The organism is Cyanobium sp. Cruz CV13-4-11, from assembly GCF_024346055.1.
Taxonomy (GTDB): Bacteria; Cyanobacteriota; Cyanobacteriia; order PCC-6307; family Cyanobiaceae; genus Cyanobium.
Genome location: NZ_JAGQCH010000017.1, coordinates 18,443 through 43,106, shown reverse-complemented (window position 1 = coordinate 43,106; position 24,664 = coordinate 18,443). Strand labels below are relative to the sequence as shown.

Annotated in this window: 27 protein-coding genes and 1 tRNA gene; 12 read left to right on the top strand and 16 right to left on the bottom strand. The window is 70.8% G+C overall.

The genetic code is table 11. From position 1 onward, the window contains the following. Positions 1 to 115: 115 nt before the first annotated feature. Together KBZ12_RS13000 and KBZ12_RS12995 are read right to left on the bottom strand one after the other, a co-directional pair. Positions 116 to 613 (bottom strand): hypothetical protein, encoded by a 498-nt coding sequence (locus KBZ12_RS13000; protein WP_254958399.1) that lies wholly within the window; start codon positions 611 to 613, stop codon positions 116 to 118. Positions 614 to 758: 145 nt separating this feature from the next. Further along, positions 759 to 1,988 carry a formylglycine-generating enzyme family protein gene (locus tag KBZ12_RS12995; RefSeq protein ID WP_254958436.1) on the bottom strand — a complete coding sequence of 410 codons (1,230 nt, stop codon included), beginning with the start codon at positions 1,986 to 1,988 and terminating at the stop codon, positions 759 to 761. Positions 1,989 to 2,433: 445 nt separating this feature from the next. Here KBZ12_RS12995 and KBZ12_RS12990 point away from each other — a divergent pair, with 445 nt between their 5' ends. Together KBZ12_RS12990 and KBZ12_RS12985 are read left to right on the top strand one after the other, a co-directional pair. Continuing rightward, entirely contained in the window at positions 2,434 to 2,631 is a 198-nt protein-coding gene (locus KBZ12_RS12990) for a type II toxin-antitoxin system VapB family antitoxin (RefSeq protein WP_254958398.1), read from the top strand. Next, positions 2,628 to 2,819, top strand: a complete 192-nt coding sequence (locus KBZ12_RS12985) for a hypothetical protein (protein WP_254958397.1) — start codon at positions 2,628 to 2,630, stop codon at positions 2,817 to 2,819. Before KBZ12_RS12990 ends, KBZ12_RS12985 begins: the two co-directional genes overlap by 4 nt. Positions 2,820 to 2,821: 2 nt before the next feature. Here KBZ12_RS12985 and KBZ12_RS12980 read toward each other — a convergent pair whose 3' ends face one another. Next, positions 2,822 to 3,187, bottom strand: coding sequence for a phage holin family protein (locus tag KBZ12_RS12980; RefSeq protein ID WP_254958396.1), 366 nt, complete (start codon positions 3,185 to 3,187; stop codon positions 2,822 to 2,824). Next, positions 3,184 to 3,660, bottom strand: coding sequence for a glycine zipper domain-containing protein (locus tag KBZ12_RS12975; RefSeq protein ID WP_254958395.1), 477 nt, complete (start codon positions 3,658 to 3,660; stop codon positions 3,184 to 3,186). The genes KBZ12_RS12980 and KBZ12_RS12975 overlap by 4 nt, the downstream gene beginning before the upstream one ends. 102 nt (positions 3,661 to 3,762) lie before the next feature. Here KBZ12_RS12975 and smc point away from each other — a divergent pair, with 102 nt between their 5' ends. Both smc and KBZ12_RS12965 read left to right on the top strand, forming a co-directional pair. Next, positions 3,763 to 7,383 (top strand): chromosome segregation protein SMC, encoded by a 3,621-nt coding sequence (gene smc, locus KBZ12_RS12970; protein ID WP_254958394.1) that lies wholly within the window; start codon positions 3,763 to 3,765, stop codon positions 7,381 to 7,383. 92 nt (positions 7,384 to 7,475) lie between these two features. Continuing rightward, positions 7,476 to 8,522 (top strand): PRC-barrel domain-containing protein, encoded by a 1,047-nt coding sequence (locus tag KBZ12_RS12965; RefSeq protein ID WP_254958393.1) that lies wholly within the window; start codon positions 7,476 to 7,478, stop codon positions 8,520 to 8,522. Positions 8,523 to 8,548: 26 nt separating this feature from the next. Here the strand turns inward: KBZ12_RS12965 and msrB are convergent, their stop codons facing one another. The 3 genes from msrB to KBZ12_RS12950 all read right to left on the bottom strand — a co-directional run bounded on the left by msrB (position 8,549) and on the right by KBZ12_RS12950 (position 10,421). Next, positions 8,549 to 8,959 (bottom strand): peptide-methionine (R)-S-oxide reductase MsrB, encoded by a 411-nt coding sequence (gene msrB, locus KBZ12_RS12960; protein ID WP_254958392.1) that lies wholly within the window; start codon positions 8,957 to 8,959, stop codon positions 8,549 to 8,551. 39 nt (positions 8,960 to 8,998) lie between these two features. Then, a complete protein-coding gene (locus KBZ12_RS12955; RefSeq protein ID WP_254958391.1) occupies positions 8,999 to 10,297 on the bottom strand; it encodes a glycosyl transferase in 1,299 nt (432 codons plus the stop codon). Positions 10,298 to 10,339: 42 nt separating this feature from the next. Beyond that, positions 10,340 to 10,421, bottom strand: a tRNA-Leu gene (locus KBZ12_RS12950). Positions 10,422 to 10,583: 162 nt separating this feature from the next. On the opposite strand from KBZ12_RS12950, the gene accC reads away from it, so the two are divergent. Next, positions 10,584 to 11,933 carry an acetyl-CoA carboxylase biotin carboxylase subunit gene (gene accC / locus KBZ12_RS12945; RefSeq protein ID WP_254958390.1) on the top strand — a complete coding sequence of 450 codons (1,350 nt, stop codon included), beginning with the start codon at positions 10,584 to 10,586 and terminating at the stop codon, positions 11,931 to 11,933. Here the strand turns inward: accC and KBZ12_RS12940 are convergent. Next, positions 11,923 to 12,252, bottom strand: coding sequence for a YggT family protein (locus KBZ12_RS12940; RefSeq protein ID WP_254958389.1), 330 nt, complete (start codon positions 12,250 to 12,252; stop codon positions 11,923 to 11,925). The two genes, accC and KBZ12_RS12940, sit on opposite strands and share 11 nt — an antisense overlap. 85 nt (positions 12,253 to 12,337) lie before the next feature. Between KBZ12_RS12940 and psbX the strand changes: the two genes are divergently transcribed. From psbX to KBZ12_RS12920, 4 genes are all read left to right on the top strand, one after another. Then, a complete protein-coding gene (psbX, locus tag KBZ12_RS12935; RefSeq protein ID WP_216909263.1) occupies positions 12,338 to 12,460 on the top strand; it encodes a photosystem II reaction center X protein in 123 nt (40 codons plus the stop codon). Between the two features lie 75 nt (positions 12,461 to 12,535). Continuing rightward, positions 12,536 to 13,516, top strand: coding sequence for a Ycf66 family protein (locus KBZ12_RS12930; RefSeq protein WP_254958387.1), 981 nt, complete (start codon positions 12,536 to 12,538; stop codon positions 13,514 to 13,516). Positions 13,517 to 13,589: 73 nt separating this feature from the next. Then, a complete protein-coding gene (locus KBZ12_RS12925; RefSeq protein WP_315859313.1) occupies positions 13,590 to 14,093 on the top strand; it encodes a Tol biopolymer transporter periplasmic protein in 504 nt (167 codons plus the stop codon). Beyond that, complete coding sequence (locus KBZ12_RS12920) at positions 14,090 to 14,590, top strand: hypothetical protein (RefSeq protein WP_254958386.1); 501 nt, start codon at positions 14,090 to 14,092, stop codon at positions 14,588 to 14,590. Before KBZ12_RS12925 ends, KBZ12_RS12920 begins: the two co-directional genes overlap by 4 nt. Here the strand turns inward: KBZ12_RS12920 and KBZ12_RS12915 are convergent, their stop codons facing one another. The 3 genes from KBZ12_RS12915 to KBZ12_RS12905 all read right to left on the bottom strand — a co-directional run bounded on the left by KBZ12_RS12915 (position 14,591) and on the right by KBZ12_RS12905 (position 17,250). After that, positions 14,591 to 14,809 carry a chlorophyll a/b-binding protein gene (locus KBZ12_RS12915; protein ID WP_254958385.1) on the bottom strand — a complete coding sequence of 73 codons (219 nt, stop codon included), beginning with the start codon at positions 14,807 to 14,809 and terminating at the stop codon, positions 14,591 to 14,593. Positions 14,810 to 14,813: 4 nt separating this feature from the next. Next, positions 14,814 to 16,835, bottom strand: coding sequence for an ABC transporter ATP-binding protein/permease (locus KBZ12_RS12910; RefSeq protein ID WP_254958384.1), 2,022 nt, complete (start codon positions 16,833 to 16,835; stop codon positions 14,814 to 14,816). A 70-nt stretch (positions 16,836 to 16,905) separates the two neighbouring features. Next, positions 16,906 to 17,250 (bottom strand): histidine triad nucleotide-binding protein, encoded by a 345-nt coding sequence (locus tag KBZ12_RS12905; protein WP_254958383.1) that lies wholly within the window; start codon positions 17,248 to 17,250, stop codon positions 16,906 to 16,908. 56 nt (positions 17,251 to 17,306) lie between these two features. Here KBZ12_RS12905 and KBZ12_RS12900 point away from each other — a divergent pair, with 56 nt between their 5' ends. Continuing rightward, positions 17,307 to 18,845, top strand: a complete 1,539-nt coding sequence (locus KBZ12_RS12900; protein ID WP_254958382.1) for a YifB family Mg chelatase-like AAA ATPase — start codon at positions 17,307 to 17,309, stop codon at positions 18,843 to 18,845. Positions 18,846 to 18,858: 13 nt separating this feature from the next. Here the strand turns inward: KBZ12_RS12900 and KBZ12_RS12895 are convergent, their stop codons facing one another. From KBZ12_RS12895 to def, 5 genes are all read right to left on the bottom strand, one after another. Further along, the gene (locus KBZ12_RS12895; RefSeq protein WP_254958381.1) at positions 18,859 to 19,047 is read right to left on the bottom strand and encodes a hypothetical protein; all 189 of its coding nucleotides are present in this window, start codon (positions 19,045 to 19,047) and stop codon (positions 18,859 to 18,861) included. 92 nt (positions 19,048 to 19,139) lie between these two features. Continuing rightward, the gene (rpsU, locus tag KBZ12_RS12890) at positions 19,140 to 19,310 is read right to left on the bottom strand and encodes a 30S ribosomal protein S21 (protein ID WP_006172073.1); all 171 of its coding nucleotides are present in this window, start codon (positions 19,308 to 19,310) and stop codon (positions 19,140 to 19,142) included. 60 nt (positions 19,311 to 19,370) lie between these two features. Continuing rightward, positions 19,371 to 20,081 carry a DUF3747 domain-containing protein gene (locus KBZ12_RS12885; RefSeq protein WP_315859312.1) on the bottom strand — a complete coding sequence of 237 codons (711 nt, stop codon included), beginning with the start codon at positions 20,079 to 20,081 and terminating at the stop codon, positions 19,371 to 19,373. Between the two features lie 129 nt (positions 20,082 to 20,210). Beyond that, a complete protein-coding gene (locus tag KBZ12_RS12880; RefSeq protein WP_254958380.1) occupies positions 20,211 to 20,408 on the bottom strand; it encodes a hypothetical protein in 198 nt (65 codons plus the stop codon). 5 nt (positions 20,409 to 20,413) lie between these two features. Then, complete coding sequence (def, locus tag KBZ12_RS12875) at positions 20,414 to 21,019, bottom strand: peptide deformylase (protein ID WP_254958379.1); 606 nt, start codon at positions 21,017 to 21,019, stop codon at positions 20,414 to 20,416. A 52-nt stretch (positions 21,020 to 21,071) separates the two neighbouring features. Between def and KBZ12_RS12870 the strand changes: the two genes are divergently transcribed. Together KBZ12_RS12870 and KBZ12_RS12865 are read left to right on the top strand one after the other, a co-directional pair. Further along, positions 21,072 to 23,003, top strand: coding sequence for a prolyl oligopeptidase family serine peptidase (locus KBZ12_RS12870; protein ID WP_254958378.1), 1,932 nt, complete (start codon positions 21,072 to 21,074; stop codon positions 23,001 to 23,003). Further along, positions 23,000 to 24,421, top strand: a complete 1,422-nt coding sequence (locus KBZ12_RS12865) for a sodium/glutamate symporter (RefSeq protein ID WP_254958377.1) — start codon at positions 23,000 to 23,002, stop codon at positions 24,419 to 24,421. Before KBZ12_RS12870 ends, KBZ12_RS12865 begins: the two co-directional genes overlap by 4 nt. Positions 24,422 to 24,664 lie beyond the last annotated feature (243 nt).

Here is a 24,664-nt window from a genome sequence, read left to right as displayed (position 1 = left end):
TCAACGATCTTATTGATGCCACAAGAAGTGGTCGAGTGGAGACCATCAAGCTTGATGGCTCCAATAAATTGGAGGGAAGCACGCCCTGAAGCTTGGGGGAAGGAGGACAAAGTGTTCATACAGGAGGCGTCGAGCCAGATCCGTGGCCGGAGGCCAGCACCGCGATCATGAGCAAGAAGTACAGCAGCCCGAAAAGCCGAGGCACCCAGTTTTCGATGTGAGTGAGGGGAAGATACTTTCTTGGATTCTTTCCTTCGCCCAAGGCGATCCATTCGGCATGGTAGGGGGCGACAGGCAGTAGTTTCTCCAGCGCTAGAATCACCTCGTACTTGCCTGTATTTAGCTGACGATAGCTATTCACGATCCGCCACCACACATAGCAGAGAATCAGCAAAGCCACGATGGGCAAAGCCCCTGTCCATCCAACACCCAGGAGCTTTTCCTTAACAAGGGTAGCGAACACAGTCAGCAGCCCAGTATTGATGCCAAGAAAAAAGGTGTTGGCCTGCATCCGCCGAGCACTGACCCGATCAGCCATCTCCACCGCCAACTTGTACTGCTCGAACAGATGCTGCGCATACATTTCACCGTACTCTTCCGGGCTGCGCTGCAACAGGGCCAGGCGGGGGATAGGGGGCTCCTCTGCTGGGACCAGGCCACCGGTAGTACGTTCCTGCATCGCCGGGTCGCCGCACGCCAAAGACCACATCCCAGAAACTAGCCAATCCCCTCCGCTATGGCTGCTGCTGCATGAATACTCAGTGGTAGTCCTCTGGACCGTGCCAGGCGTCCTGCTCGTGACTGAGCAGCATCTCTCCGCCGGGGTTGAGGAAGAAGGGCACTTCGCTCTGGCAGCGACTGGCCTCGAGCCTCACAAGCCCGCGGCCATAATCCGTGCCCTCGAAGCCGACATCGGTGGGCCTGCCCAGGAGTTCCGCCGCAAAGATCAGGTGATGCACCTGGCCGGGCTGGCAATCCAGTGGAGGGGTGAGGTGTCCGTCGAGGCCCAAGGGGCGCTCCTCGCCGTCGATCGACAGCCGCTGGCTATGGACCCCGTAGGCGGTGGGGGTGAGCCCATGGAAATAGCGCACCTCCAGACGCTCCAGACGTTGCATCTGCTCTGAGGCCAAGGAGAAGTCCAGCCGCAGTCCGAAAAGGCCGCTCCCGCCCCGTTTGAGCTGGGCCTTGCCCGTGATCACGTTGCGGCCCCTGCCATTGAGTGGTTGCAACGTGAGGGGAATCTGTGGCTCCTCAGGCTCCTCCATGGGCTGCGCACGCTGCGGCGGCAGGCAACACACGCGAAAGCCATTCTGGTTCCAGGCGTTTCCAGGATGACCACCGTTGCTGCGGAAGGCGAAAGAGCACTGGCCAGCTGGACTTGCCCAGCTGCCGCCACGCATCACATGGCGGGTTCCGTGGGGCGAATCGATGCCGAATGGATCCAGCCAGGGTTCTCCCTCCACAAGCGCTGAGCTCAGCTCCTCCCGCCAGTGATCGGAGCACCATTCCCATACCAGGCCATGCACGTCGTGCAGGCCCCAGGCATTGGCTGGGTAGCGGGCCACCGCCCCAGGTCCGTCGCTGGGCGATCCGCCATGGGCGGCGAGGTCCTTCGGCAACTCCTCCCCGTAGCAGAACGAGGTGACGCTTCCTGCCCGGGAGGCGTATTCCCAGCGCGCCTCACTTGGCAAGCCGTAGCGGCGTCCCGTTTTTGATGCTAGCCGAAGGCAGAACTCCCTGGCATCGAACCAGCTGACGCTCGCCATCGGCCAATTCAAGAAGTCATCACCTTTGCTGCCGGAAGCTACTTCACGGCCAGTTCGCAAGGAAGCGGGCTCGGGGTCCAGCTCATGTTCCTGCTTGGGCCATGCCGCTACCACCCGCCACTGGGCCTGCGTGACCGGGGTCTGCCCGATCAGGAACTCACCAATACTCAGCTGCTGGCCTCCAGGCCCCCCCAGCAGAAAACTCCCCGCCGGGATCCGCATCAGGGTCAGCGCCAGCCCACTCACCTGTTCCACATAGGCCTGGTGGCGGCTTCGCCAACGCAACACCCGCCAGGGCTGGGCAGCGGCTGGCGCTTTGGAGCCGGTTCCTGGATCAGCCATGGGGTGAGACGCCGGACCAGACGATGGTGTGATCCAAGTCTGGGGCGTTGCGAATCCCCGTGCTCAATGGGAAGGGCCTGACAGTGCCCGGCAGTCAGGGCCGTTCCATCCTGCCCGGTCCTCCCCGCCTGGGACCGTTCGGTTGTCGAGGGCCACGACCAGGTGATGCTTCCGCAGCAGCTGGCTGAGTATCCCGTAGCTCACGGGGATGAGGCCATCGAAGTGACGCCACTCCACCTGTGCGAGCCCCTGCATGGCCTCGGACCAGACCGCATCAAATGATGCTTGAAAGAATGCAGCGAAGGCCTGATATCCCTGCTCTCCCATGCGCACCACCGTCACCCTCGATGACGACCTCCTTCGCCAGGCACAGGAACTCTCCGGAGTGAGCGAGCGCAGCCAGTTGCTGCGGCATGCCTTGGTGGCCCTGGTGGAACGGGAGAGCGCCCGACGGCTCGTGGCCCTCGGAGCCAGCGAGTCCCAGCTGCAGGCCATCCCCCGCCGCCACCCGCCGGCGCCGTGATCCTTGTCGACACCTCCGTCTGGGTGGATCACCGGATCGAAGCGCAGGCCCTGATGGGGCGTGGTCTCGGCTACCTGGACGCCCACCTGCTGGCCTCGACCCTGATCGGCCGGGCCCGGCTCTGGACGCGGGACCGGCGGTCGCGGCAGGTGGCCACCGACCTGGCGGTGGCATGCCGCTGGACCTGAGCTCAGAACTTCCCCGTCAGCGCCCGTGTGGTGCGCACCAGCCCGGCGGTGGTCTGGGGCAGGTAGGGGCCCTTGAGCATCTGGCCGCCGATGCGCAGGCTGAGGCCGGCCAGCACCAGGTCGATGGCGGCCACGGCCGCCGCGGCCTGCAGCCAGCTCAAGGCGAAAGCGTCCCGGAGCCACAGCAGCAGCACCAGCTCGGCCGCCACCAGCGCCAGGGTCATCAGGGTGAGGCCCATGCCCAGCATCACCCCACCGCCCACCAGGCGCCGCTTTTCCTTATCCGCCTCCTGCAGGGCGATGCGCACATGCAGGTCCATCACCGAGCTGATCAGCGCCGTGACGCGGGCGAAGTTCTGGCCGCTCATGCCGACCGCCGACCCGAGGACAGCAGCAGCCCCACCACCAGCCCCACGCCGGCGGCGATGCCGAGGGCCATCAGGGGCCGCTCCCGCACCGGCTTCTCGATCCGGGGCCGCAGGGTGCTGTTGAGGTCATCGAGCAGGTGCTCGAGCTGATCCTCCAGGGGGCGCAGCGCGTCCACCACGTGCCCCGCCTGTTCACCGGTGACGTTGACCAGATCCAGCAGTTGCTGCTTGACGCCGGTGGCGGTGACGCCGCTCTGGCGGCTGATCACCTCCACCACGTGATCGAAGCTGCCCCGGGTGGCCTCGAGGGTGTGGCGGGCCACCTCGGGCCATTCCTTCTGGATGCTGGGCAGCAGGCTCTCGAAGCGGTCCCGGAACTGCTTCTGCAGGCGCTGGGCCTCACCTGACCCTGTGGGTTCCGGAGCCGCGATCTGAGCGGGGTCCGGGGCGGGATGGGTGGTATCGGTTTCCATGGGGGAATGTGGTGGCGAGGCCGACGTGGCTTCACCGTAGAGAGGGTGACTTGAGTTCGTCAGCAGCTCGGCTAAAGTGCCATTGCCTGATGCCTGAGCCCGTTGGTTCACATCAATCAGGTTGAGCTCACCCACTTCAAATCCTTCGGCGGGTCGATGGCCATCCCGCTGCAGGAGGGCTTCACGGTGGTCACGGGGCCGAACGGTTCGGGGAAGAGCAACATCCTCGATGCCGTGCTCTTCTGCCTGGGCCTGGCCACCAGCCGGGGCATGCGGGCCGAGCGGCTCCCCGACCTGATCAACAGCGCCATGCTGCGGGAGGGCAAGGCGGCCGAAACCAGCGTCACCGTGCGCTTCGACCTCGGCGACTGGCAGCCGGACAGCGCCGAAGACGGTCTGGACGTCCCTGAACAGGGCCCGTGGCTGCAGCGGGGCCAGAGGGAGTGGAGCGTTACCCGGCGGCTGCGGGTGGCCCCCGGCGGCACCTACAGCAGCAGTTTCAGCGCCGATGGGGTGCCCTGCAATCTGCAGCAACTGCAGACGCAGCTGCGGCGGCTGCGGGTCGATCCTGAGGGCAGCAACGTCGTCATGCAGGGCGACGTCACCCGCATCGTGTCGATGAGTGCCCGCGACAGGCGCGGCATCATCGACGAGCTGGCCGGCGTGGCCCTGTTCGACTCCCGCATCGAGCAGAGCCGGGGCAAGCTCGATGAAGTGGTCGAACGGCAGGAGCGCTGCCGCATCGTCGAGCAGGAACTGCTGGCGGCACGGCAGAAGCTCGAACGCGACTGCGCCAAGGCGCGCACTTACCAGGAGCTGCGCGAACGGCTGCACCAGGGACGCCTGCAGGAGCAGGTGCTGGCCTGGGAGGAGGCACGCGCCCACGGCCTGGCCCTGGCCGGCCGCCTCGAAAGCCTCGACCGCCAGCAGGAGCAGGAGCGGGAGGCGATCGTCGCCGTCGAAGCCGAGGTGGTCGCCGCCGCCGCCGCCCTCGAGAAGCTGCAGGCCGAAGTGAAGACCCTGGGCGAAGACCAGCTGCTGGCGGTGCAGGCCGAACTGGCCGGTCTCGAGACCAGCGGCCGCGAACTGGCCCGCCAGGCGGAACGGCATGGGCACCAGGCCGAGGACCTGCAGCGCCGTCGCCAGGAGCTGCAGCAGAACCAGGCCGCGTTGCGCCAGCAGCGCCAGGCCCTCGACGGCCAGGCTGACGACGGCGCCAGCGACCGTGCCGAAGCCCTTTGCCGCGAGGCCGAGGCGGCGGTGGAGCTGTCCCGCCGGCGGCTCGGGGAAGTGGCCGGGCGCTCCGGCAGCTGGCTGGAGGAGCAGCAGGGCCGCAGCCGCCGGCGCCAGGAGCTGCAGGAGCAGCTGGCGCCCCTGCTGGCCGAACGGCAGCAGCTGGAGGAACGGCTGCGGCAGGCCGGCGAGCGGCTGCAGGAACTCGGCGGCGAGGAGCAGCAGGAGGACGCGGCCCAGGCGGAGGGCTCCGCCGCCCTGGCGGCCCTGGCGGAGCAGGAACGCACCCTGCTGGCCGGCCTGGGGGATCGCCAGCGGCAGGCCCAGGAGCTGGCCGAGGCCCTGGCGCTGCAACAGCGCACCCGGGCGCGGCTGGAGCAGGAACAGACCGGCCTGGAACGGGAGATCGCCCGCCTCGACAGCCGCCGCGAAACCCTGCAGGAGAGCCGCGGCACCGGCGCCCTGCGCCTGTTGCTGGAAGCGGGGCTGGAGGGGATCCACGGCTCGGTCGCCCAGCTGGGCGAGGTGGAGGAGCGGCTGCGGGTGGCCCTGGAGGTGGCGGCGGGCGGGCGGCTGGCCCAGGTGGTGGTGGAGGACGACCGCATCGCCGCCCGGGCGATCGAGCTGCTCAAGAGCCGCCGCGCCGGACGGCTCACCTTCCTGCCCCTCAACCGCATCCGGGGCGGCAGTGGTGGCGCCAGCGGTGGCTCGGGGGGGGCCGCCCTGCAACGGGGCAACCCGGGCGCTTCGGCCGGGGCCGGCGGGCTGGTGGGGCGGGCGGTGGAGCTGATCCGCCACGAGCCCGTCTATGCCGATGTCTTCCGCTACGTCTTTGGCGACACCCTGGTGTTCGCCACCCTCTCCGACGCCCGCCGGGAGCTGGGCCGCTGCCGCGCCGTGACCCTGGAAGGCGAACTGCTGGAGAAGAGCGGCGCCATGACCGGCGGCAGCCTGCAGCAGCGCTCCGGCCAGCTGGGCTTCGGCCGCAGCAGCGAGGGCGACGAGGCCGAGCCCCTGCGGCAACGGCTGCTGGAGCTGGGGGAGAGCCTGCTGGCCTGCCGCCGCCGCGAAGCCGAGCTGGGCCGGAGCCTGGAGGAGGCCCGCCCGGTCCTGTTGGAACTGCAGCAGCGCCAGGCCGCCCTGCAGGCTGAACGCAACGCCGCCGAGCGCACCCTGGTCCCGCAACAACAGCGCCGCGACCAGGTGAGCAGCCGGCTGCAGCAGCTGCAGGAGACGATTCAGGCCGATGGCCGCCGGATGCAGACCCTCGATCAGACCTTGCCCCCCCTGCGCCAGGCCCTGGCGGAGCTGGAGGAGGCCGAGCGTCTCGCCAGGGGCAACGACGACAGTGCCCGCTGGCAGGGGCTGCAGAGCGAGCTGGAGCGGGCCGACCTGGCCCTGGTGGAGGCCCGGCGCCAGCGGGATGGCCTGGAGGCGGAGCGGCGGGAGCGGGCCCTGGGCGCCGAGCGGCTGGGCAGCCAGCTGGAGGCCCTGGCCGGGGAGGAACGGCGGTTGGTGGAGGCGGTGCAGGCCCTGGTGGGGGAACGCCAGCTCTGGAAGGAGCGGCAACAGGCAGAGCAGGAGCGCCGCAGCGGGCTGGAGCGGCAGCAGAGCGAGCTGCAGACCCGCTTCGGCGAACGGCGCCGCGCCCGGGATGGGGCCGAAGCCCACCTGGCCGGCCAGCGCCAGGCCCTGCAACAGCGCCAGTGGGAGCTGCAGCGGCGCCAGGAGGAGCGGCTGGCCCTGGCAGAGGAGCAGCGCAGCCACGGCCTGCGGCTGGCCCAGATGGAACGGGAGCTGCCCGAGCCCCGGCCCGCGCTGAGCGAGGAGGTGCGCGATGGCGGCCTGGAGGCGCTGCAGCAGAGCCTGCGCCAGCTGCAGCAGCGCATGGAGGCCCTCGAGCCGGTCAACATGCTCGCCCTCGAGGAGCTGGAGCAGCTGGAGCAGCGGCTGGCCGACCTGGACGACCGGCTGGAGGTGCTCAGCAAGGAGCGGGAGGAACTGCTCCTGCGGATCGAAACGGTGGCCACCCTGCGCCAGGAGGCCTTCATGGAGGCCTTCCGGGCCGTGGACGGCCATTTCCAGACGATCTTCGCCGGCCTCTCCGACGGCGAGGGGCACCTGCAGCTGGAGAACCCCGAGCAGCCCCTCGAGGGCGGCCTGACCCTGGTGGCCCACCCCAAGGGCAAGGCGGTGCGGCGGCTGGCCTCGATGTCGGGTGGTGAGAAATCCCTGACCGCCCTGAGCTTCCTGTTCGCCCTGCAGCGCTTCCGCCCGTCCCCCTTCTATGCGCTCGACGAGGTGGACAGCTTCCTCGATGGGGTGAACGTGGAGCGCCTGGCGGCCCTGATCGCCGCCCAGGCCGACCAGGCCCAGTTCATGGTGGTGAGTCACCGCCGGCCGATGATCGCCGCGGCCACCCGCACCATCGGCGTCACCCAGGCCCGCGGCTCCCATACCCAGGTGGTCGGTTTGCCGCCGGCGGCCTGAGCCGACCGCGTGGGCCACAATGGGCCGACCAGGCTGTTCCAGGCCGTGAAGTCGCTCCCGTTCCCCCTGCCGTCCAGCCCCGATCTCCGGATTTGACCTCCCCGATTCCCCCCTCCACCGAGCCCACCGCCAGCAGCGACCGCCTCTGGTTGCGATCCGAACTGATGGGTACCCAGGTGATCACCCGGGACACCGGCCGGCGGCTGGGCGTCGTCGGTGAGGTGGTGGTCGACATCGACCGGCGCGAGGTGGTGGCCCTGGGCCTGCGCGACAACCCCCTCACCCGTTTCCTGCCAGGCCTGCCCCGCTGGATGCCCCTGGACCGCATCCGCCAGGTGGGGGACGTGATTCTGGTGGATTCGGTCGATTCCCTGGCCGAAAGCTTCAATCCCGAGCGTTACAGCAAGGTCATCAACTGCCAGGTGATCACCGAATCGGGCGAGCAGCTCGGCCGGGTGCTCGGTTTCAGCTTCGACATCGAAACCGGTGAGCTCACCACCCTGGTGATCGGGGCCCTCGGCGTCCCCCTGCTGGGGGAAGGGGTGCTGAGCACCTGGGAGATGCCGGTGGGGGAGGTCGTCAGCAGCGGCCCGGACCGGATCATCGTCTACGAGGGGGCCGAGGAGAAGCTCAAGCAGCTGGGCACCGGCCTGCTGGAGAAGCTCGGCATCGGCGGCGCCAGCTGGGAGCAGGAGGAGCGGGATCGCTTCCGCTCCGGGGCCGTTCCCGCCGAGAACCAGCTGCCCGCCGGCCAACCCACCGCCCAGGAGCAGCGGCGCATCCAGCCGGCCGCCAGCCGCAGCTTCCAGCCCAGCGAGGAGCTGGAGTACGTGGAGTTGGAGGAACGGCGCGAGCGGGAGCCCCTGCGCCAGCGCCGCTACCTCGATGACGACCTGCCCGAGCCGCGCCAGCGCCCCGAACCCCGTCCCGCACCGGTTGACCCCTACGGCCAGGAGAGTGGGCGCAACCCGGCCCGGTATGACAACCGTTACGACGAGGAGCGCTACGACCGGGAGCGCTATCGGGAGGAGCCCCCGGTCGAACGGCAACCGCTGCGGGCGGAACGTCCCCAGGCTCCGGCCCCCCGGCCGAAGGAGCCGGTGGATGTGGAGCCGGAAATCCTCGACGATCCCTGGTGAGCCCCTGAGCTCACCGGTGGGCGGCCTCAGCCCTCCGTGAAGCTCAGCGACGCCGAATTGACGCAGTAGCGCTGGCCGCTGGGGGCAGGGCCGTCGTTGAAGACATGGCCGAGGTGGGCGTCACAGCTGGCGCAGCGGATCTCGGTGCGCTCCATGCCGTGGGTGCGGTCGGTGTGGGTGGTGATCGCCCCGGCGTCCACGCCCGACCAGAAGCTGGGCCAGCCGGTGCCGGAATCGAACTTGGTGGCGGAGCTGAACAGCTCGCTGCCGCAGCAGACGCAGTGGTACATCCCGGTGGCCTTGTTGTTCCAGTAGGCACCGGTGAAGGCCCGTTCCGTGCCCCCCTCGCGGGCCACCCGGTATTGCTCGGGCGTCAGCCGGGCCCGCAGGTCAGCCTCGTCGACGCTCTGGAGGGGGGTGGATTCGCTCTGCGGCATGGCCTGGAACCCCGCTTGGGGGCGATGGTGGAGCAAATCCTATCCAGATCGCAGCGGCCGTCCGGACGGCTCCGGTGGCGGCAGCAGACCCCGCACCATCGCCGCCACAGCCGCGACGGCCCCCGGTGCCCCCCGCAGGCTGCGCAGGTCGGCGGCCATGGCCGCCAGCCGGTCTGGATGCTCCAGCCAGTCGGCCGCCTCGGCGGCGATCTGGGCCGGTTCGATCGGCCCGACCCGCTCCGGCACCACGGCACGGCCGGCGGAGATGTTGGGCCAGGCCAGGAATCCCCGGTGGCGCATGCGCCAGGCGGTGAGGGCCACCCCCACCAGCCGCCGCAGCAGGGGCAGCCGGGCCACCAGCCCCAGCCAGCCGTCCCAGGCCTGCATCACCGCCAGATGCTGGGTGGGCACCAGCACGATCATCGGCACCGCCAGGGCCCCCAGCTCAGCGGTGTTGGCCCCCACCGTGGTGAGCGCCAGGGCGCACTGGCTTAGGGCGGCATGGGCGGGATGCTGCTCCAGCAGCAGGATGCGGGTGCCGGCCGCCGTCACCAGCTCATCCCCCTGGCGATGGGGCTCGCCGGCCCCCTGGCGCCGGTTGAGCGGATTGGACGGCCCGCCATAGGCCAGCAGCTCCCGCACCGAGGTGGTGGGAGCCACCGGCAGCAGGAAGCGGCAACCGGGCCGCAGGGCCGCCAACCGGTCGGCGGTCTCGAGCAGGAAGGGCACCCCCACCAGCAACTTGGCCCGCTTCGAGCCCGGCAGCAGGGCCACCCAGTCCCCCGCCGGCAGGGGGGCGTCCTGGCGGGCCAGGGCCGAAAGATCGGCCATCAGGTCCCCCACCACCGTGGCCCGCTGGCGCCAGCGGGGCGCCAGGCGGCCGGCGGCGGCGGGCCCCATCACGGCGATGCGGTCGTTCCAGCGGGGCCAGCGGGCCACCCACTCGGCATAGGTGAGGTGGCGGTAGCCCAGCCGGGCCGAAAGCAGCACGGTCCAGAACTGATCACCACCGAGAAACACCACCACCCCCCGCTTGGGCCAGGGGCCGTGGCGACGGGGCCGCAGCAGCAGCCACCAGAAGCGGGTGGCCGGCAGCACCCGCTCGAACAGACCCCAGCCCTCGGCCACCCGCTGCTCGGCGCCGGTGGCGTTGGGGCAGGGCACGAGCACCAGCCGCAGGCTGCAGCTGGCGGTGGGATCGCGGGGCCGAAGGGGCTCCAGGCCATGGAGCTGCTCGGCCAGGGGCCGCACCCAGGTGCTCAGTTCCCCCGGGCCGTTGCTGACCAGCACGATCGCTGTGCCTGCGGCTGGAGCGGAGACCGGCGACGGCTGGGTCAAGAGAACCGCAGGTTCCGGGGGACGGGAGCGGGAAAAGAAAAATGCGGATGGCGAGACTTGAACTCGCAAGGCCGAAGCCACACGCCCCTCAAACGTGCGTGTCTACCAATTCCACCACATCCGCGTGGCTGGCGCAGGCCGAAGCACCGCACCGGTTGAGCAATATACCCATGGGCTCCCCCCAGCCCCGAGGGCCCGTGTCGCCGGGGGCCGCCGGTGAGCACTGATACAGTCCGCCCCGGCATGGCCGCACCCCCGCCAGCCCTTATCGCCCGGACCTGCACGGATGCCCATCGGCAAACTGCTGATCGCCAACCGAGGCGAAATCGCCCTCCGCATCCTGCGCAGCTGCCGGGAGCTCGGCATCGCCACGGTGGCCGTCTACAGCACCGTGGATAAAAACGCCCTGCACGTGCAGCTGGCGGATGAGGCGGTCTGCGTGGGGGAAGCCCCCAGCAGCCGCAGCTACCTCAACGTTCCCAACATCCTGGCGGCCGCCACCTCCCGCGGCGCCGACGCCATCCATCCCGGCTACGGCTTCCTGGCGGAAAACGCCGACTTCGCCGAGAAGTGCCTCGACCACGGGCTGATCTTCGTGGGGCCCTCGCCGGCCGCGATCCTGGCCATGGGCGACAAGTCGACGGCCAAGATCACCATGCAACGGGTGGGTGTGCCCACCATCCCCGGCAGTGAAGGGCTGCTGGAGGATCCCAGCGAAGCGGCCGCCCTCGCCGAGACGATGGGCTACCCCGTGATGATCAAGGCCACCGCCGGCGGTGGCGGCCGGGGCATGCGCCTGGTGCCTGCGGCCGATCAGCTGGAAAGCCTGTTCAGAGCCGCCCAGGGGGAGGCGGAGGCCGCCTTCGGCAACCCGGGGCTCTACATGGAGAAGTTCATCGACCGGCCCCGGCACGTGGAGGTGCAGGTGTTGGCCGACCGCCACGGCAACGTGGTGCACCTGGGCGAACGGGACTGCTCAATCCAGCGCCGCCACCAGAAGCTCCTGGAGGAGGCCCCCAGCCCGGGCCTGGATCCGGAGCTGCGACGCCGCATGGGCGAGGCGGCGGTGGCGGCGGCCCGCAGCATCGATTACGAGGGCGCCGGCACGGTGGAGTTCCTGGTGGACAGGAGCGGCGCGTTCTACTTCATGGAAATGAACACCCGCATCCAGGTGGAGCATCCCGTCACCGAGATGGTGACGGGCATCGATCTGATCGCCGAGCAGCTGCGCATCGCCGGCGGCGAGCCGATCTCCGTGCGCCAGGACCAGATCCAGGTGCGCGGCCATGCCATCGAGTGCCGCATCAACGCCGAGGACCCCAGCCACAACTTCCGGCCGGCTCCCGGCAAGATCACCGGCTGGCTTCCCCCGGGAGGCCCTGGGGTGCGCATCGACAGCCACGTCTACACGGGCTACGAAATTCCCCCCTTCTACGACTCCCTGATCGGCAAGCTGATCGTCTGGGGGGTCGACCGCGACCACGCCATCCGCCGCATGCGACGGGCCCTGTCGGAATGCGCCGTCACGGGCATTCCCACCACGATCGAGTTCCACCTGGCCCTGCTGGATCGCCAGGAGTTCCAGCGCGGTGAGGTGTGGACCAAATTCGTCGAGGAGGAGATGCTCAACCGGTGAGCTGGCTGCGCAGCAGGGCCAGGGTGAGCAGACCCTGCTGACCCACCAGCAGTTCCCGCAGCAGGCTGATCAAGCCCACCCAGACCACCGGCGTCACATCCACCCCGCCGATGGGCTGGATCAGGCGACGGGTGAGGGCCAGCAGGGGCTCGGTGGGCGCCCCCACCAGCCGCATCACCCCCTTGGTGAGGTCCACACCCGGGTACCAGGTGAGGACGATCCGGAACAGGAACAGCAGGGTCCAGCCCGCCAGGGCCAACCCCAGGGCCAGGTGCAGCAGGGGCAGGGGCGCCAGTGCGGGAAGGGCCAGGGCCGTCACAAAGCTCTAAGCGTCTGAACCCCGATCGTAGGAAGCCGCCGCCACTGCTTAGGATCCCCCGAGCTGTCCAGAGCGAACCCCTGCCATGACCCCTTCCCTCGCCAACTTCCTCAGCAGCCTCGGCTGGGGCGCTGTGATTGTGGTGATCCCCATCGCCATCGCCCTGGTGCTGATCAGCCAGAACGACCAGCTCGACCGGCGTCTCTGAGCTGCCACTTCTCAGCTGTCACTGACGGCGCAGGTACGGTCCTTAGAGTAGGGGCCATCGCCCGGGTGAACCGCCGTGGTCAACGCCAGCCTCAACTGGGCCAGCATCGTCGGCATCGTCCTGGCGGTCGGCGGAGCCTTCCTCTACTTCATGAGGAGCTTCAAGCCGGCCCTGGCCCGGGACTACGACGTCTTTTTCGCCGCCATCGGGTTGCTCTGTGGCGGCATTCTTTTCTTTCAGGGCTGGCGCCTCGACCCGATCCTGCAGTTCGGTCAGTTTCTGCTCGCTGGCACCACCGTTTTCTTCGCCTATGAGAGCGTTCGCCTGCGTGGGGTGACCACGGAGCAGGCGCGTCGCTCCTCCTACTTCGACGACGAGGAGCCCGCCGCCCCGTTCCGGCCGCGGGGTGGCCTCGGCGGTGGTCGCAGCTACGACGACGAGCCGGACCGCTTCGATGAGCCGGAGCCCCTGCGGCGCCGCATCCCCTCCCGCGACGAAGCCGAGGACGACTTCTACCGGCCGCGCCGTCCCAGCCGCGCCGCCATCCCGGAGCGCGCCGCCAGCCGCCGGGAGGAGCCCGACGCCTGGGACAACCCCCGCGCCGAGCGTGCCTCCAGCCGTCCGGAACGCGATCCCATCGACGACCGCCAGGACCGAACCGCAGGCCGCTATGCCGCCGGTGGCTCCGGTCGCTCCCAGGCTGCCGATTTCGGCGCCCGCAGGCGCGATCGGGACAGCGCCCCGGAACCCCGCCGCGGCTCCCGCCCGGTGGCCGCCGCCGACACCGCTTCCCGCTCCGGACGCCGGGGCTCCACGCCTCCTGGGCCTGCCAGCCCAGCCGCCCGGGAGCCTGGCCGCCCGGGGGCACCCCAGGGCACGCCCATGGGCACATCGATTCGCGGCGCGGTTCCCGACGACGTCAGTGATGCCGACTTCTCCCCCATGGCCGGCGGCCGGCCCCGTCCAACCAGCCAAAGCGCCCGGCCACCGGCGGGAGACCCCCCAGCCGGCCCTCCCGCCGGCAGCCGGGACAACAACTCCCGCTTCGACGACTGAGCCGCTGAACCCCCGGCCCCTTCAGCGACCGCGGCGCGGCCCCACCCTGCTGGTTCTGGGGCTAGTGGCCCTGATGCTCTCCGGCTGCGGCAGCTGGAGCTGGGGCCGGCGCAGCGCCGGTCCGGTGGGCTGGGGCGGAGCCGACCGCCAGGATCCAGCCCTGAGTGGCAACGGCCGGGTGCTGGCCAGTGTGGTGCGCCGCGACGGCCGCGACACGGTGCTGCTGCAGGAGCAGCCCTCCGGCACGGTGCTGCCCCTGCGCCACCTGCAGCGGCTGCAACCACACAGGTCGCCCTCCCTGAGCTGGAACGGCCGCTATCTGGCCCTGCTGGTGCAGCAGGGCCCGGAGCGCCGGGTGCTGATCGAGGATCGGGCCAGTGGACGGTTGCACCGTCTGCCCCTGCCCGGCGGCCTGGTGCCGGAAAGCCTGAGCCTGGCCGCCGATGGCCGGCGCATCGCCATCGCCACCGAGGGGGACGGCCGCTCCCGGGTGCAGCTGTACGACCTCACCGCCCTGCTGGAGCCCGACCTCCCCGCCGGCCTGCCGGTGCGCGGGGCTCCGGCGGCCACCCCATGACACACGGCCACGGCAGGCTGGGTCGGATGGTGGCGCTGGCGGGCGCGCTGCCGCTGCTGCTGACGGGCTGCCTGGCGCCCCTGCCCCAGCCCCTGGTGGGCCTCAACCAGCGCCTCGAGGCGGCCGGCCCCGCCCGGGCCCCCTCCCTCTCCGGCGACTGGCTGGCCCTGATCGTCAGCAGGGGCGGCCGCGACCGGGTGGAGCTGGTGGACCTGCAGCGCCAGCAGCCGGTGCCCCTGCCGGGCCTGGAGCGCCCCGACGCCCAGCCCCTGAGCGTGGCGGTGGATGGCCGTGGCGAGCGGCTGGCCCTGGTGCGCCAGCTGGAGGGCCGCACCGAGCTGGTGCTCTACCGCCGCAACCTGATGGCCCTGCAGCCGGTGCCGCTGCAGCCCCCCGGCGTGCCGCGCCGGGTATCCCTGCGGGCCGACGGCCGGGAGCTGGCGGTGGAGGTGAGCCGCCAGGGCCAGTGGCAGGTGGACCTGATCGCGGTGCCCTGATCAGGGCACCAGGCCCGCCCAGTGCAGGAAGGTGTCGTGGCTGAGGGCCTCGACCAGCAGCACGGCGACGAAGCCGAGCATGGCGAAACGGCCGTTGACCCGCTCGGCGTAGCCGCTCCAGCCGAAGGCCGGCACCTCGGAGGTGGTGGCGCTGGTGGCCGGGGGTGTGGCGGCCGCCGGTGGGGCGTCGGCTGAGGGGGTGGCGGAAGGGTCGCTCATCGGATCAGTCCTGGCGGCCAAAGGTATAGCCGGCGGCCGGAAGCAGGCGCCAGCCGCCGTTGCCATCGAGCTCCAGCACCGTGTCGTGGTAGGCGGTGAGGGTGGGGCGGTGGCCGACGCTGACGAAGGCCATCTCCCGCTCCACCAGCAGTTCGTAGAGGGCCTTCTCCGTGGCCACGTCGAGGGCACTGGTGGCCTCATCGAGCACCACGAACCGGGGCGAGTTGAGCAGCAGGCGGGCGAAGGCCAGGCGCTGCTGCTCGCCGAGGGAGAGCAGGCGGGGCCAGTCCTGCTTGATGTCGAGGTCGGGGTAGCGGTGCACCAGCTCGGGCAGACGCACCTCTTCGAGCACATGGCGCAACTGCTCGTCGCTGAAGCGGTCGGTGGGCTGGGGGTAGCAGAGCTGCTCCCGCAGGCTGCCCAGCAGCATGTAGGGCTTCTGGGGGATGAACATCAGCTCCCCCACCGGCGGCCGCTGCACGTTGCCGGCGGCCGGCGGCCAGAGGCCGCTCACCAGCCGCAGGAAGGAGGTCTTGCCGCAGCCCGACGGGCCCACCACCAGCAGTCGCTGGTTGGCGGTCACCTCCAGGCTGAGGTCGCGCACCAGCAGGCGGTTGGTGCGGGGCGGCACCAGGTTCACGTTGCTGACCAGGATCGATTCGGGGCGCACGGCGCCGGCCCCGGCACCCATGGCGCCCCCGGCGGAGGCCTGCTCGGCGGCCACGAATTCGGCCATCTCGGCGCTGATCGATTCCACCTTGCCCTGGAAGCCCTCGAGGCGGCTGATGGAGGCGGAGAAGGCCGCCAGCCGGTCGATGTTGTTGACGATGTAGCTGACCGAGAACAGCACCTGGGAGAAGGCAATGCTGGCCTGGCCAAAAACACCGAAGTCGACCTGCTTGGCGAAGTAGATCGGCGCGATCACCAACCAGGGCAGGAAGCGGGAAAAGTAGTCGTAGGAGCGCTGGATGACGCTGATCAACGCTTCCCAGATGATCAGCCGGTTGTAGTTGACGATCACCCCGTCAAGGCGCCGTTCGCCCTCCTTCTGCTCCTGACGCTCGCCCCGATAGAACGCGATCGATTCGGCGTTGTCACGGATGTGAACCAGGCCGTAGCGGAAATCGGCCTCCAGTTTCAGCTGCTGATAGTTCAGATTCACCAGCTTGCGGCTGGCGAACACGATCAGGGCCGTGCCGCCCACCGAATAGCCGAGCAGCCACAGGGCCAGGGTCTGGTTGATGCTCCACAGAACGATGATGAAGCTGAAGAAGGTGAGCAGGGCGGAGATGATCTCCACCGTCACGCTCAGGCTGGTGGCGGTGAAACTGGCCGCATCCTGGGAGATCCGCTGGTCCGGGTTATCAATCTCCTCAACGGATTCATCGTTGGGGTTGAGAACGTAGTAGGCCCGGTTGGTGAGATAGCGGCCCAGCATGCGGCCACTGAGCCACTCCCGCCACAGCAGACCCAGCTTGGGAATCAGGTAGCTCTGGATGGCGCGGATCGGCAGGGCCAGCACCAGGCAGAAGGCGTAGATCGCCACGATCTTCCAGAACTCTTCCGCCTTGTACGCCACCAGGGCGTTCTCGATGTTCCGGGCGATGAAGCTGATGCCGACGTTGATGCCGTTGATCACCAGGATCAGCAGGGCAATGATGCCGAGCAGCAGCCAGGGCAGCCAGCGCCCCTGGCGCAGCTTGGCCCGCAGGCTGATGAAGGCGCCCAGGCCGGCGGCGAACAGCACCATGATCACGAGGCCGATCGGCCCTTTCCAGACCGCCGCCACCTGCTCGGGAACCCCGGGCAGGAAGCGGTTGCGCAGCTCGGGGATCCAGGCACCGGCCGCCGCCACCACGCCGGTGAGCAGCAGCAGGGTGAAGCCCACCACCACCGCCAGCAGGGCCACCACCAGGAGCAGGAACTGGCCGCTGCCACCGCCACCTTCGTCGAGGGGCAGGAAGTAGGGCTGGGCCAGGCGCTGCAGCTTGCCCAGCTGCTCGCGAAGGGCCTTCAGGGGGGTCATGGGAGCGGGCGGATCGCGCCATTCTCTCCGCCGGCCCGACCCTGCCGGGGCGACGGTGTGCAGCCGGTCATCAGCCCGGCGGCCAGGCCAGCGGGCGGCCGCCGATCACATGCAGGTGCAGGTGGAACACGGTCTGGCCGGCCTCGGCACCGCTGTTGATCACCGTGCGCCAGCTGTCGAGTCCCTCCAGCCGGGCCACCTTGGCGGCCACCAGCAGCAGATGGCCCAACAGGGCCTGGTGCGCGTCCGTGGCTTCCCCCAGCTGGGCGATCGGCTCGCGGGGAATCACCAGCACGTGCACCGGCGCCTGGGGATTCACATCCCGGAAGGCCAGGCAGAGGTCGTCGGCATAGACCTCCTGGCAGGGAATCTCGCCGCGCAGGATGCGGCCGAAGATGGTGTCGCTGCTGGCCATGGGACGCCGGGGAGTGGTCGGGAGGTGGCACTGAACGGGCAGTGGCCTGCGAAGGGATGTTGGCACGGTGCAGCAGCGGGGCCCTGCGGGGCGTGGAGGCCCTGCCGGTGACGGTGGAGGTGGACATCGCCCCGGGGTTGCCGGGGCTGCGGGTGGTGGGCCTGGCGGATGCGGCGGCCCAGGAGTCCCGGGAGCGGGTGCGGGGGGCGCTGCGCAACGGCGGCCTGCGGGTGCCCCTCACCCGGGTGGTGGTGAACCTGGCCCCCGCCGACCTGCCCAAGGCCGGTCCCGGCTTCGATCTGCCCATCGCCCTGGGGCTGCTGGTGGCCAGCCAGCAGCTGGCCGCCGCCGAGGTGGAGGGGATCTGGAGCGCGGGAGAACTGGGCCTCGATGGCCGGTTGCGGCCGATCCGGGGGGTGCTGGCCCTGGCCCTGGCGGCCCGCCGGCACGGGGCCCGGGCCCTGGTGGTGCCGGCGGCCAACGCCACCGAGGCCGCCCTGGTGGAGGGGCTGCCCGTCTGGGGGGCGGAGCACCTGGTGGAGGTGGTGGCCCTGTTGCGGGATCCGGGGCGTGCGGCGGCACCCGCGGCAGCGGTTCCGCCGGAGCCGACGCTGGCCGCTCCCGACCTGGCCGAGGTGCGGGGCCAGGCCCATGGCCGGCGGGCCCTGGAGATCGCTGCGGCCGGCGGCCACCACCTGCTGCTGGTGGGGGCGCCCGGCAGCGGCAAGACGATGCTGGCCCGGCGGCTGCCGGCGTTGCTGCCGCCCCTGGGGCACCAGGAGGCCCTGGAGGTCACCCAGCTGCACTCCCTGGCCGGGCTGCTGGGGGAGGGAGCCGGCCTGCGGCGGCAGCGCCCCTTCCGCAGCCCCCACCACGGCTGCTCCGCCACCGCCCTGGTCGGTGGCGGCGCCGTGCCCCGCCCCGGGGAGCTGAGCCTGGCCCACCACGGCGTGCTGTTTCTCGATGAGCTGGCGGAGTTCCGCCGTGAGGTGCTCGACCAGCTGCGCCAGCCCCTGGAGGAGGGGGAGCTGTGGATCAGCCGGGCCCAGCAGCGCTGCCACTTCCCCTGCCGGGTGCTCCTGGTGGCGGCCACCAACCCCTGCCCCTGCGGCTGGCATGGCGATCCCAGCCAGAGCTGCCGCTGCGGTGAAGCCCAGCGGCGGCGCCACTGGGGACGGCTCTCAGGGCCGCTGCTCGACCGGATCGACCTGCAGGTGGTGATGCGGCGCCCCGAGGCCCACGACCTGGGCGGGGCCTACCGGGAGCCAAGGCAGCAGCTGGCCCCTGCCGGTGAACCCAGCGTGGTGGTGGCGCAACGGGTGGCGGGGGCCCGGGGGCGGATGGGCCAGCGCAATCCGGCAGGGGCCGCCAACGGCCAGCTGGAGGGTCCGGCCCTGGCCGCGATCGTGAATCCCGAGCCGGACGCCCTGGCCCTGTGGGAGCGGGCCATCAGCCAGAGACGCCTCTCCGCCAGGGGGGCGGAACGGGTGCTGCGGGTGGCCCGCACGATCGCCGATCTGGCCGGCGAAGAGCGTGTGGCCAGCGGCGCGATCGCCGAGGCCCTCAGCTACCGCTCCTTCGACCAGGCGGCCTGAGCCAACGCTGGAATCAGCGGCGGCGGTGCCGGGAGGGTTCGCCACTGAAAGGCTGCACTCCGATCGCCGGCGGACGGTGCTGGGCTTCTTCTCCCGGGTTGCCCCAGGCGTGGTTGATGGTCTCGGCCAACCAATGGCTGAGCCGCTGCAGAAGCGAGGCAAACCTTGGCTGGCCTGCCGTTGAGGCATCCGGATGGACCATGGACCCTGGGGCGATGGCCCCTCCAGCCTGATCACGGGCCGGGAGCCAGGCAACAGGTAGAAGCACCTGAAGGGCCGAAGCCTGAACAGGGCTCAGCGGCGACGGCGGCGCTGCTGGGCCTTGCGCTTGTACTTCTCGGTGGGGGTTTCGTGGTGGCGCAGCCGCTTCAGATCGGCAAAGATGCCCGCCTTGGACACCTGGCGCTTGAAGCGGCGCAGGGCCGATTCGATGCCTTCGTTTTCGCCGACGGTGACCTGGGTCATGAAGTACTGCTGAGACGTGCGCAGCGTTGCACCCTAGCAAGCGGGGCATCGCCCCCCACCTCAGAGCTTGGTGGCGGGGGGAACGGCCGGCGGGGCCAGGGGCTGCCTGTCCGTCGCAGGCCCCGCCTCCCTGTCGGGCACCGCTGCAGTGGGCGGCTTGGCGGGCTCCACCGTGGCGGGCTGGGCGGCGGTGGCCGCCGTTCCCGGCCAGCTGTCGGAATAGACGTACAGGTGGCCGAGGTTGCGACCGCCGAACTGACGCCGCATCAGCCGCCAGCTCGGCTCCAGGTGGAGCTTGAGGAAGCCGGGCGCACTGCCCCGGGTGCGGGCCACCACCATCTCAGGGCCAGCCCCGGCCTTGGTGGGGAAGGCCAGCAGCAGCATGTCGCCGCCGCTGCGGGTGACCATCAGCCGGTAGGAGGTGGCCAGGTCCTGGCCGCCCACCCGCACCGAGTAGCCGTTGGCGTCGATGTAGCGGTTGCAGATGCCGGTGAAATCGAAGGTGGCCAGCAGGGGGTTCACCGGGGATGGCAGGCCCTCGCTCACCTCGAAACAGGGGCGCACCGGCTTGAGCTGCTCGTAGATGTTGAGCTGGGCCTTCTCGCCCTTGCTGCCGATGGGGGCCGCCACCAGCAGGAAGCTCTGCTGGTCCACCTCGGCGGCGGCGAACAGGGCGGAGGCGCGGACCGGAGCGGGGGCTGCAGTGGCCAGGGTTGTCGCCAGCACCGCCAGGGCCGCCAGGCCTGCGCGGGGGTGCACGGGAAGGGTCACGGCGTTGATCGAAGCGGCCTGAATCGTATGAACGGTAACGACCGGAAACCAGCCCATAGGCACAATCGGACGGCCGGTTGTCAGGCCGGCCGAGGCGGCGCAGCGGGGGCGCAGCGCGCTGGGAGGGGCTCAGGCGGGCTTGTTGATGCGGATCGCCACCAGCAGGGCCAGCACGGTGCCCGGCAGGCTGCCGGCCAGGATCCAGCGGGTGGCCTGGACGCCGAGGTCAGGGTCGCCGTAGGAGAGCTCGAAGATCGATCCGGTGGCGGCGATGCCAAGCAGGCAGGCCAGGGCCAGGAAGAGGCCGGCCAGGGGTTTCATCGGCATGGGGATCAGCGGATCGACTGGACGTCGGAACGGTGGAAGCCCTGCTGCTGCAGGCCGTCATTGAGGCTGAGCTCGTCGGTGACCCGATCGACGAACAGCACGCCGTTGAGATGGTCCATCTCGTGCTGGATGCAGCGGGCCAGCAGGCCATCGGCCTTGAGGCGGCGGGGGCGGCCCGTCTCGTCGCGGTAGGTCACCTCCACCACGGACGGGCGCACCACATCCAGATAGACGCCGGGAATGCTGAGACAACCCTCCTCGTAGGTGTTGAAGGAGGCGCCGGCGGCGGTGATCTCGGGGTTGATCAGCACCAGCGGCGGGGTGGCCGCCTCCTCCAGATCCAGATCGATCACCAGCAGCTGGCGATGCACGCCCACCTGGGGGGCCGCCAGGCCGATCCCCTTGGCGGTGTACATGCTGCGCAGCATGTCGCGGGCCAGATCGCGGACGGAGGCATCCACCTTGCTGATCCGGCGGGCCGGGGCCCGCAGCTCCTTCGAGCCCAGCTTGTGGATCTCCAGGGGTGGCCGCTCCACCGGCACCTTCGGCACCAGCACGGAGTTGCCGCCCTGTTCGGCCGACCGTGCCATCTGGGCGAAGCTGCGGGCCAAGACGTCACCTGAAACGATGGACGGATTCTAGAAGCAGCCTGCGGAGGACTCGGTGGGGGCTCAGCCATGGCGGGACACGGAGCCATTGCCCGCCGCGGTGGCGGTGGGCCGGGCGACCAGCGTCGCCGAGCCCCGGCTGGACGGGGGACGCCTGTTCTGGCTGGAGCAGCGCCCCGACGAGCGGGGACGCACCACCCTGATGGCGCAGCGCCCAGGCGCTGGGGCCGTGGAGCTCACACCGGGGCCATGGAACCTGCGCACCCGCGTGCATGAGTACGGCGGCAGCCCCTATGCGGTGGCAGGCGATCAGCTGGTGTTCGTCGACGACGGCGACCGCTGCCTCTGGCAGCTCGACCTGGCCGGCCCCGAAGCAGCCATGGCAGCCAGGACACCCACGGCCGACGGCGCGCCCCGGCGGCTCACGGCCCCGCCCGACCCTTCGCTGCCGCGGGCCTTCGCCGATGGCCTGATCGACCGGCGCCGCGGCCGCTGGATCGGCGTGATGGAGCAGGACGGCGTCGACCGGCTGGTGGCTGTGCCCCTGGCGGGGGGCGAACCGGTGCTGCTGCACCAGCCGGCCGACTTCTGCGGCTACGCGGTGCTGGCCCCAGGCGGCGGCCACCTGGCCTGGGTCACCTGGCAGCAGCCGTTCATGCCCTGGGAGCGCAGCCAGCTCTGGCTCGCCGCCTTCGACGCGGCCGGGCAGCTGCAGCAGGCCCGGCCCATCGCCGGCTCAGGGCCGGGGGATCCCCAGGGGATCTCGGTGTTCCAGCCCCTCTGGCTCGATGACGGCTCCCTGGTGGTGGCCAACGACCGCAGCGGCTGGTGGAACCTGGAACGGCTGGCCGACGTGGCCGCCCTGGGGGCGGACACCCCGCCCCGCTGGCAGCCGCTCTGCCCGATGGAGGCGGAGTTCGGCGGGCCTCAATGGGTGTATGGCCTGCGCACCCTGGCCTGGGACGGCACGCAGTTGCTGGCGGCGGTCTGCCGCCAGGGGCGCTGGGAGCTGGGCCGGCTGGGGGCCGAGGGCGGCCGCTTCGAGCCGATCCCCCTGCCGTTCGATGAGCTGGCGTCCCTGACGGCGGAAGCGGGCCGGCTGGTGGCGGTGGCCGGGGCGCCCGGGATCGGCCCGGGGCTGCTGGAGCTGGACACGGCCAGCGGCACCTGGCAGCACACGCCGGCCGCACCACCGCCCCTGGCAGCCGAGGCGATCAGCCGGCCGGAACCGCTCTGGTTCGACGGCCACGGTGGAGCGCCCACCCACGCCTGGTACTACCCGCCCCGGGACGGCAGCCGCGCCGAGGCCCCCCTGCTGGTGAAGGGCCACAGCGGCCCCACCGCCATGGCCGGCACCGGGCTGAATCTCGCCATTCAGTTCTGGACCAGCCGCGGCTGGGGCGTGGTGGATGTGAACTACGGCGGCTCCACCGGCTTCGGGCGGGCCTACCGGCAGCGGCTCGACGGCCAGTGGGGCGTGGTGGATGTGGCCGACTGCGCCGCCGCCGCCCGGGCCCTGGTGGCGGCGGGCAGGGCCGACCCGGCCCGGGTGGCCTTTGAGGGCGGCAGCGCCGGCGGCTTCACCGTACTGGCGGCCCTGTGCTTCACCGACGTGTTCAAAGCCGGCGCCGTCCGCTACCCGGTGACGGATCCGGAGGCCCTGCTCGCGGTGGATCACCGCTTCGAGGCCCGCTACACCGAAACCCTGATCGGCCCCTGGCCCGAGGCGCGGGCCCTGTACGAGGAACGCGCGCCCCTGCGGCATGCGGAGCGAATCACGGTGCCGGTGGTGTTCTTCCATGGCCTGGACGACCGGGTGGTGCCGGCGCGGCAGAGTGAGCGCATGGTGGAAGCCCTGCGCCGAGGCGGACTGAAGACGGAATTGCACCTGTTCACTGGTGAGGGCCACGGCTTCCGCGACAGCGGCGTGCGCACCACGGTGCTCGACGCCACCGAAGCCTTCTTCCGCCGCCAGTTCCACCTGTGATCGCCGTGCTGGTGACTGGGGTGCTGGAGGGCGTGGAGTGGCTGGCCCTGGCCATGGCCGCCCTGACCGTGCTGCTGCTGATCGGCAGCAGCCTGGGTGGGCTGTTGGGCATGAAGCGCTGGGGCCTGCCGGAGGCCCTGCTGGCGGGCGGTCTGGGGCTGCTGGTGGCCCCGGCCGGGCTGGTGCCCCTGCTGCCCCAGCGGGTGATCGACCTGTGGGACCAGCTGCCCCTGCCCCTGCTGACCCTGGTGTTCGCCACCCTGCTGCTGGGTAAGCCGCTGCCGAAGCTGGGGGGCCTGTGGCGCCCCCTCTCGGCCCAGGTGCTGCTGGCGCTCACCCTGGCCTTCGGCCAGTTCCTGGTGGGGGGACTGGCGGTGCTGCTGGTGCTGCAGCCCTGGCTGGGGGTGAGCCCGGTGATGGCCTGCCTGATCGAGGTGGCCTACGAGGGCGGCCATGGTTCGGCCGCCGCCATGGGGCCCACCTACGAGCGGCTGGGGCTGGAGGGGGCCCAGGCCCTGGGGCTGGCGATGGCCACCGTGGGGCTGCTGGTGTCGACGGTGGTGGGCGGCCTGCTGGTGGTGCTGGGGCGGGCCCGGCGCTGGCTGAAGTTCCCCGAGGCCCTGCTGATCGAGGAAGCGGTGGCGATCCTGGAGGAGGGGACGCCGCCGCTGCAGGCGGTGCCGATGGGTCTGCCCCTGGAGGCGGGCACCGTGGAGGTGCCGGCACTGTGGCGTCAGCTGGCCGACTGGGCCGTGAACCTGGGGCTGGCGGGGGTGGCGGTGCTGTTCGGCTGCGGGGCGCTGGCGGTGCTGCGCTTGGTCGCCGACGCCAGCGGCGGGGTGTTCGCCCTGGTGATCGACGCCCTGCCCGTCTTCCCCCTGGCCCTGGTGGGCTCGCTGCTGGTGCGCCTGATCCTGGAGAAGAGTGGCCAGACCCAGTGGGTCTCGACGGCCATCCAGGGCCAGACCGGCACCCTCTCGGCCGATCTGCTGATCACCGCCGCCACCGCCTGCCTGGACCTGAGCCTGCTGGCCCACGACTGGATCCCCCTGACGGTGCTGGCCCTGGCGGGTCTGCTGTGGAACCTGGCGGTGATCCTGCTGCTGGCCCCGCGGATCCTGCCGCCCGACTGGTTCGAGCGGGCGATCATCGAATTCGGCCAGGCCACGGGGGTGGCGGCGAGCGGCCTGCTGCTGCTGCGCATGGCCGACCCGGGCGACCGCAGCCAGGCGGTGACGGCATTCTCGATCAAGCAGCTGCTGCTCCAGCCCCTGCTGGCGGGGGGGGTGATCACCGTGGTGGCGCCCCTGGTGGTGGACGGCTGGGGCCTGCCGGCCTGGACCGGCCTCTGCCTGGCCCTGGTGGTGCTCTGGAGCGGCCTGGGCCTGTGGCTGGCGGCGCGGGCGAAGGCGGGCTGAATCCTGGAGCGGCAGGCCAGAGAGATCCGCCGCGATCCTTTCCATCGATCGGATCCGCGAGCAGCTCTATGGCGATGCCGCCATCCAGGGCCCCCGGCGGGAGGTGGATTCCGCCCTGCAGGCGCGCCTCCGCCGGTGCGTGGCCGATGGGGTGCCGGTGATCCTTGACGCCACCCATGCCAGACGGGCCAGGATCAACCCCCGCTGAGCAGGTCCAGGCCTGCTCAGCGGGGGTTGATCTCC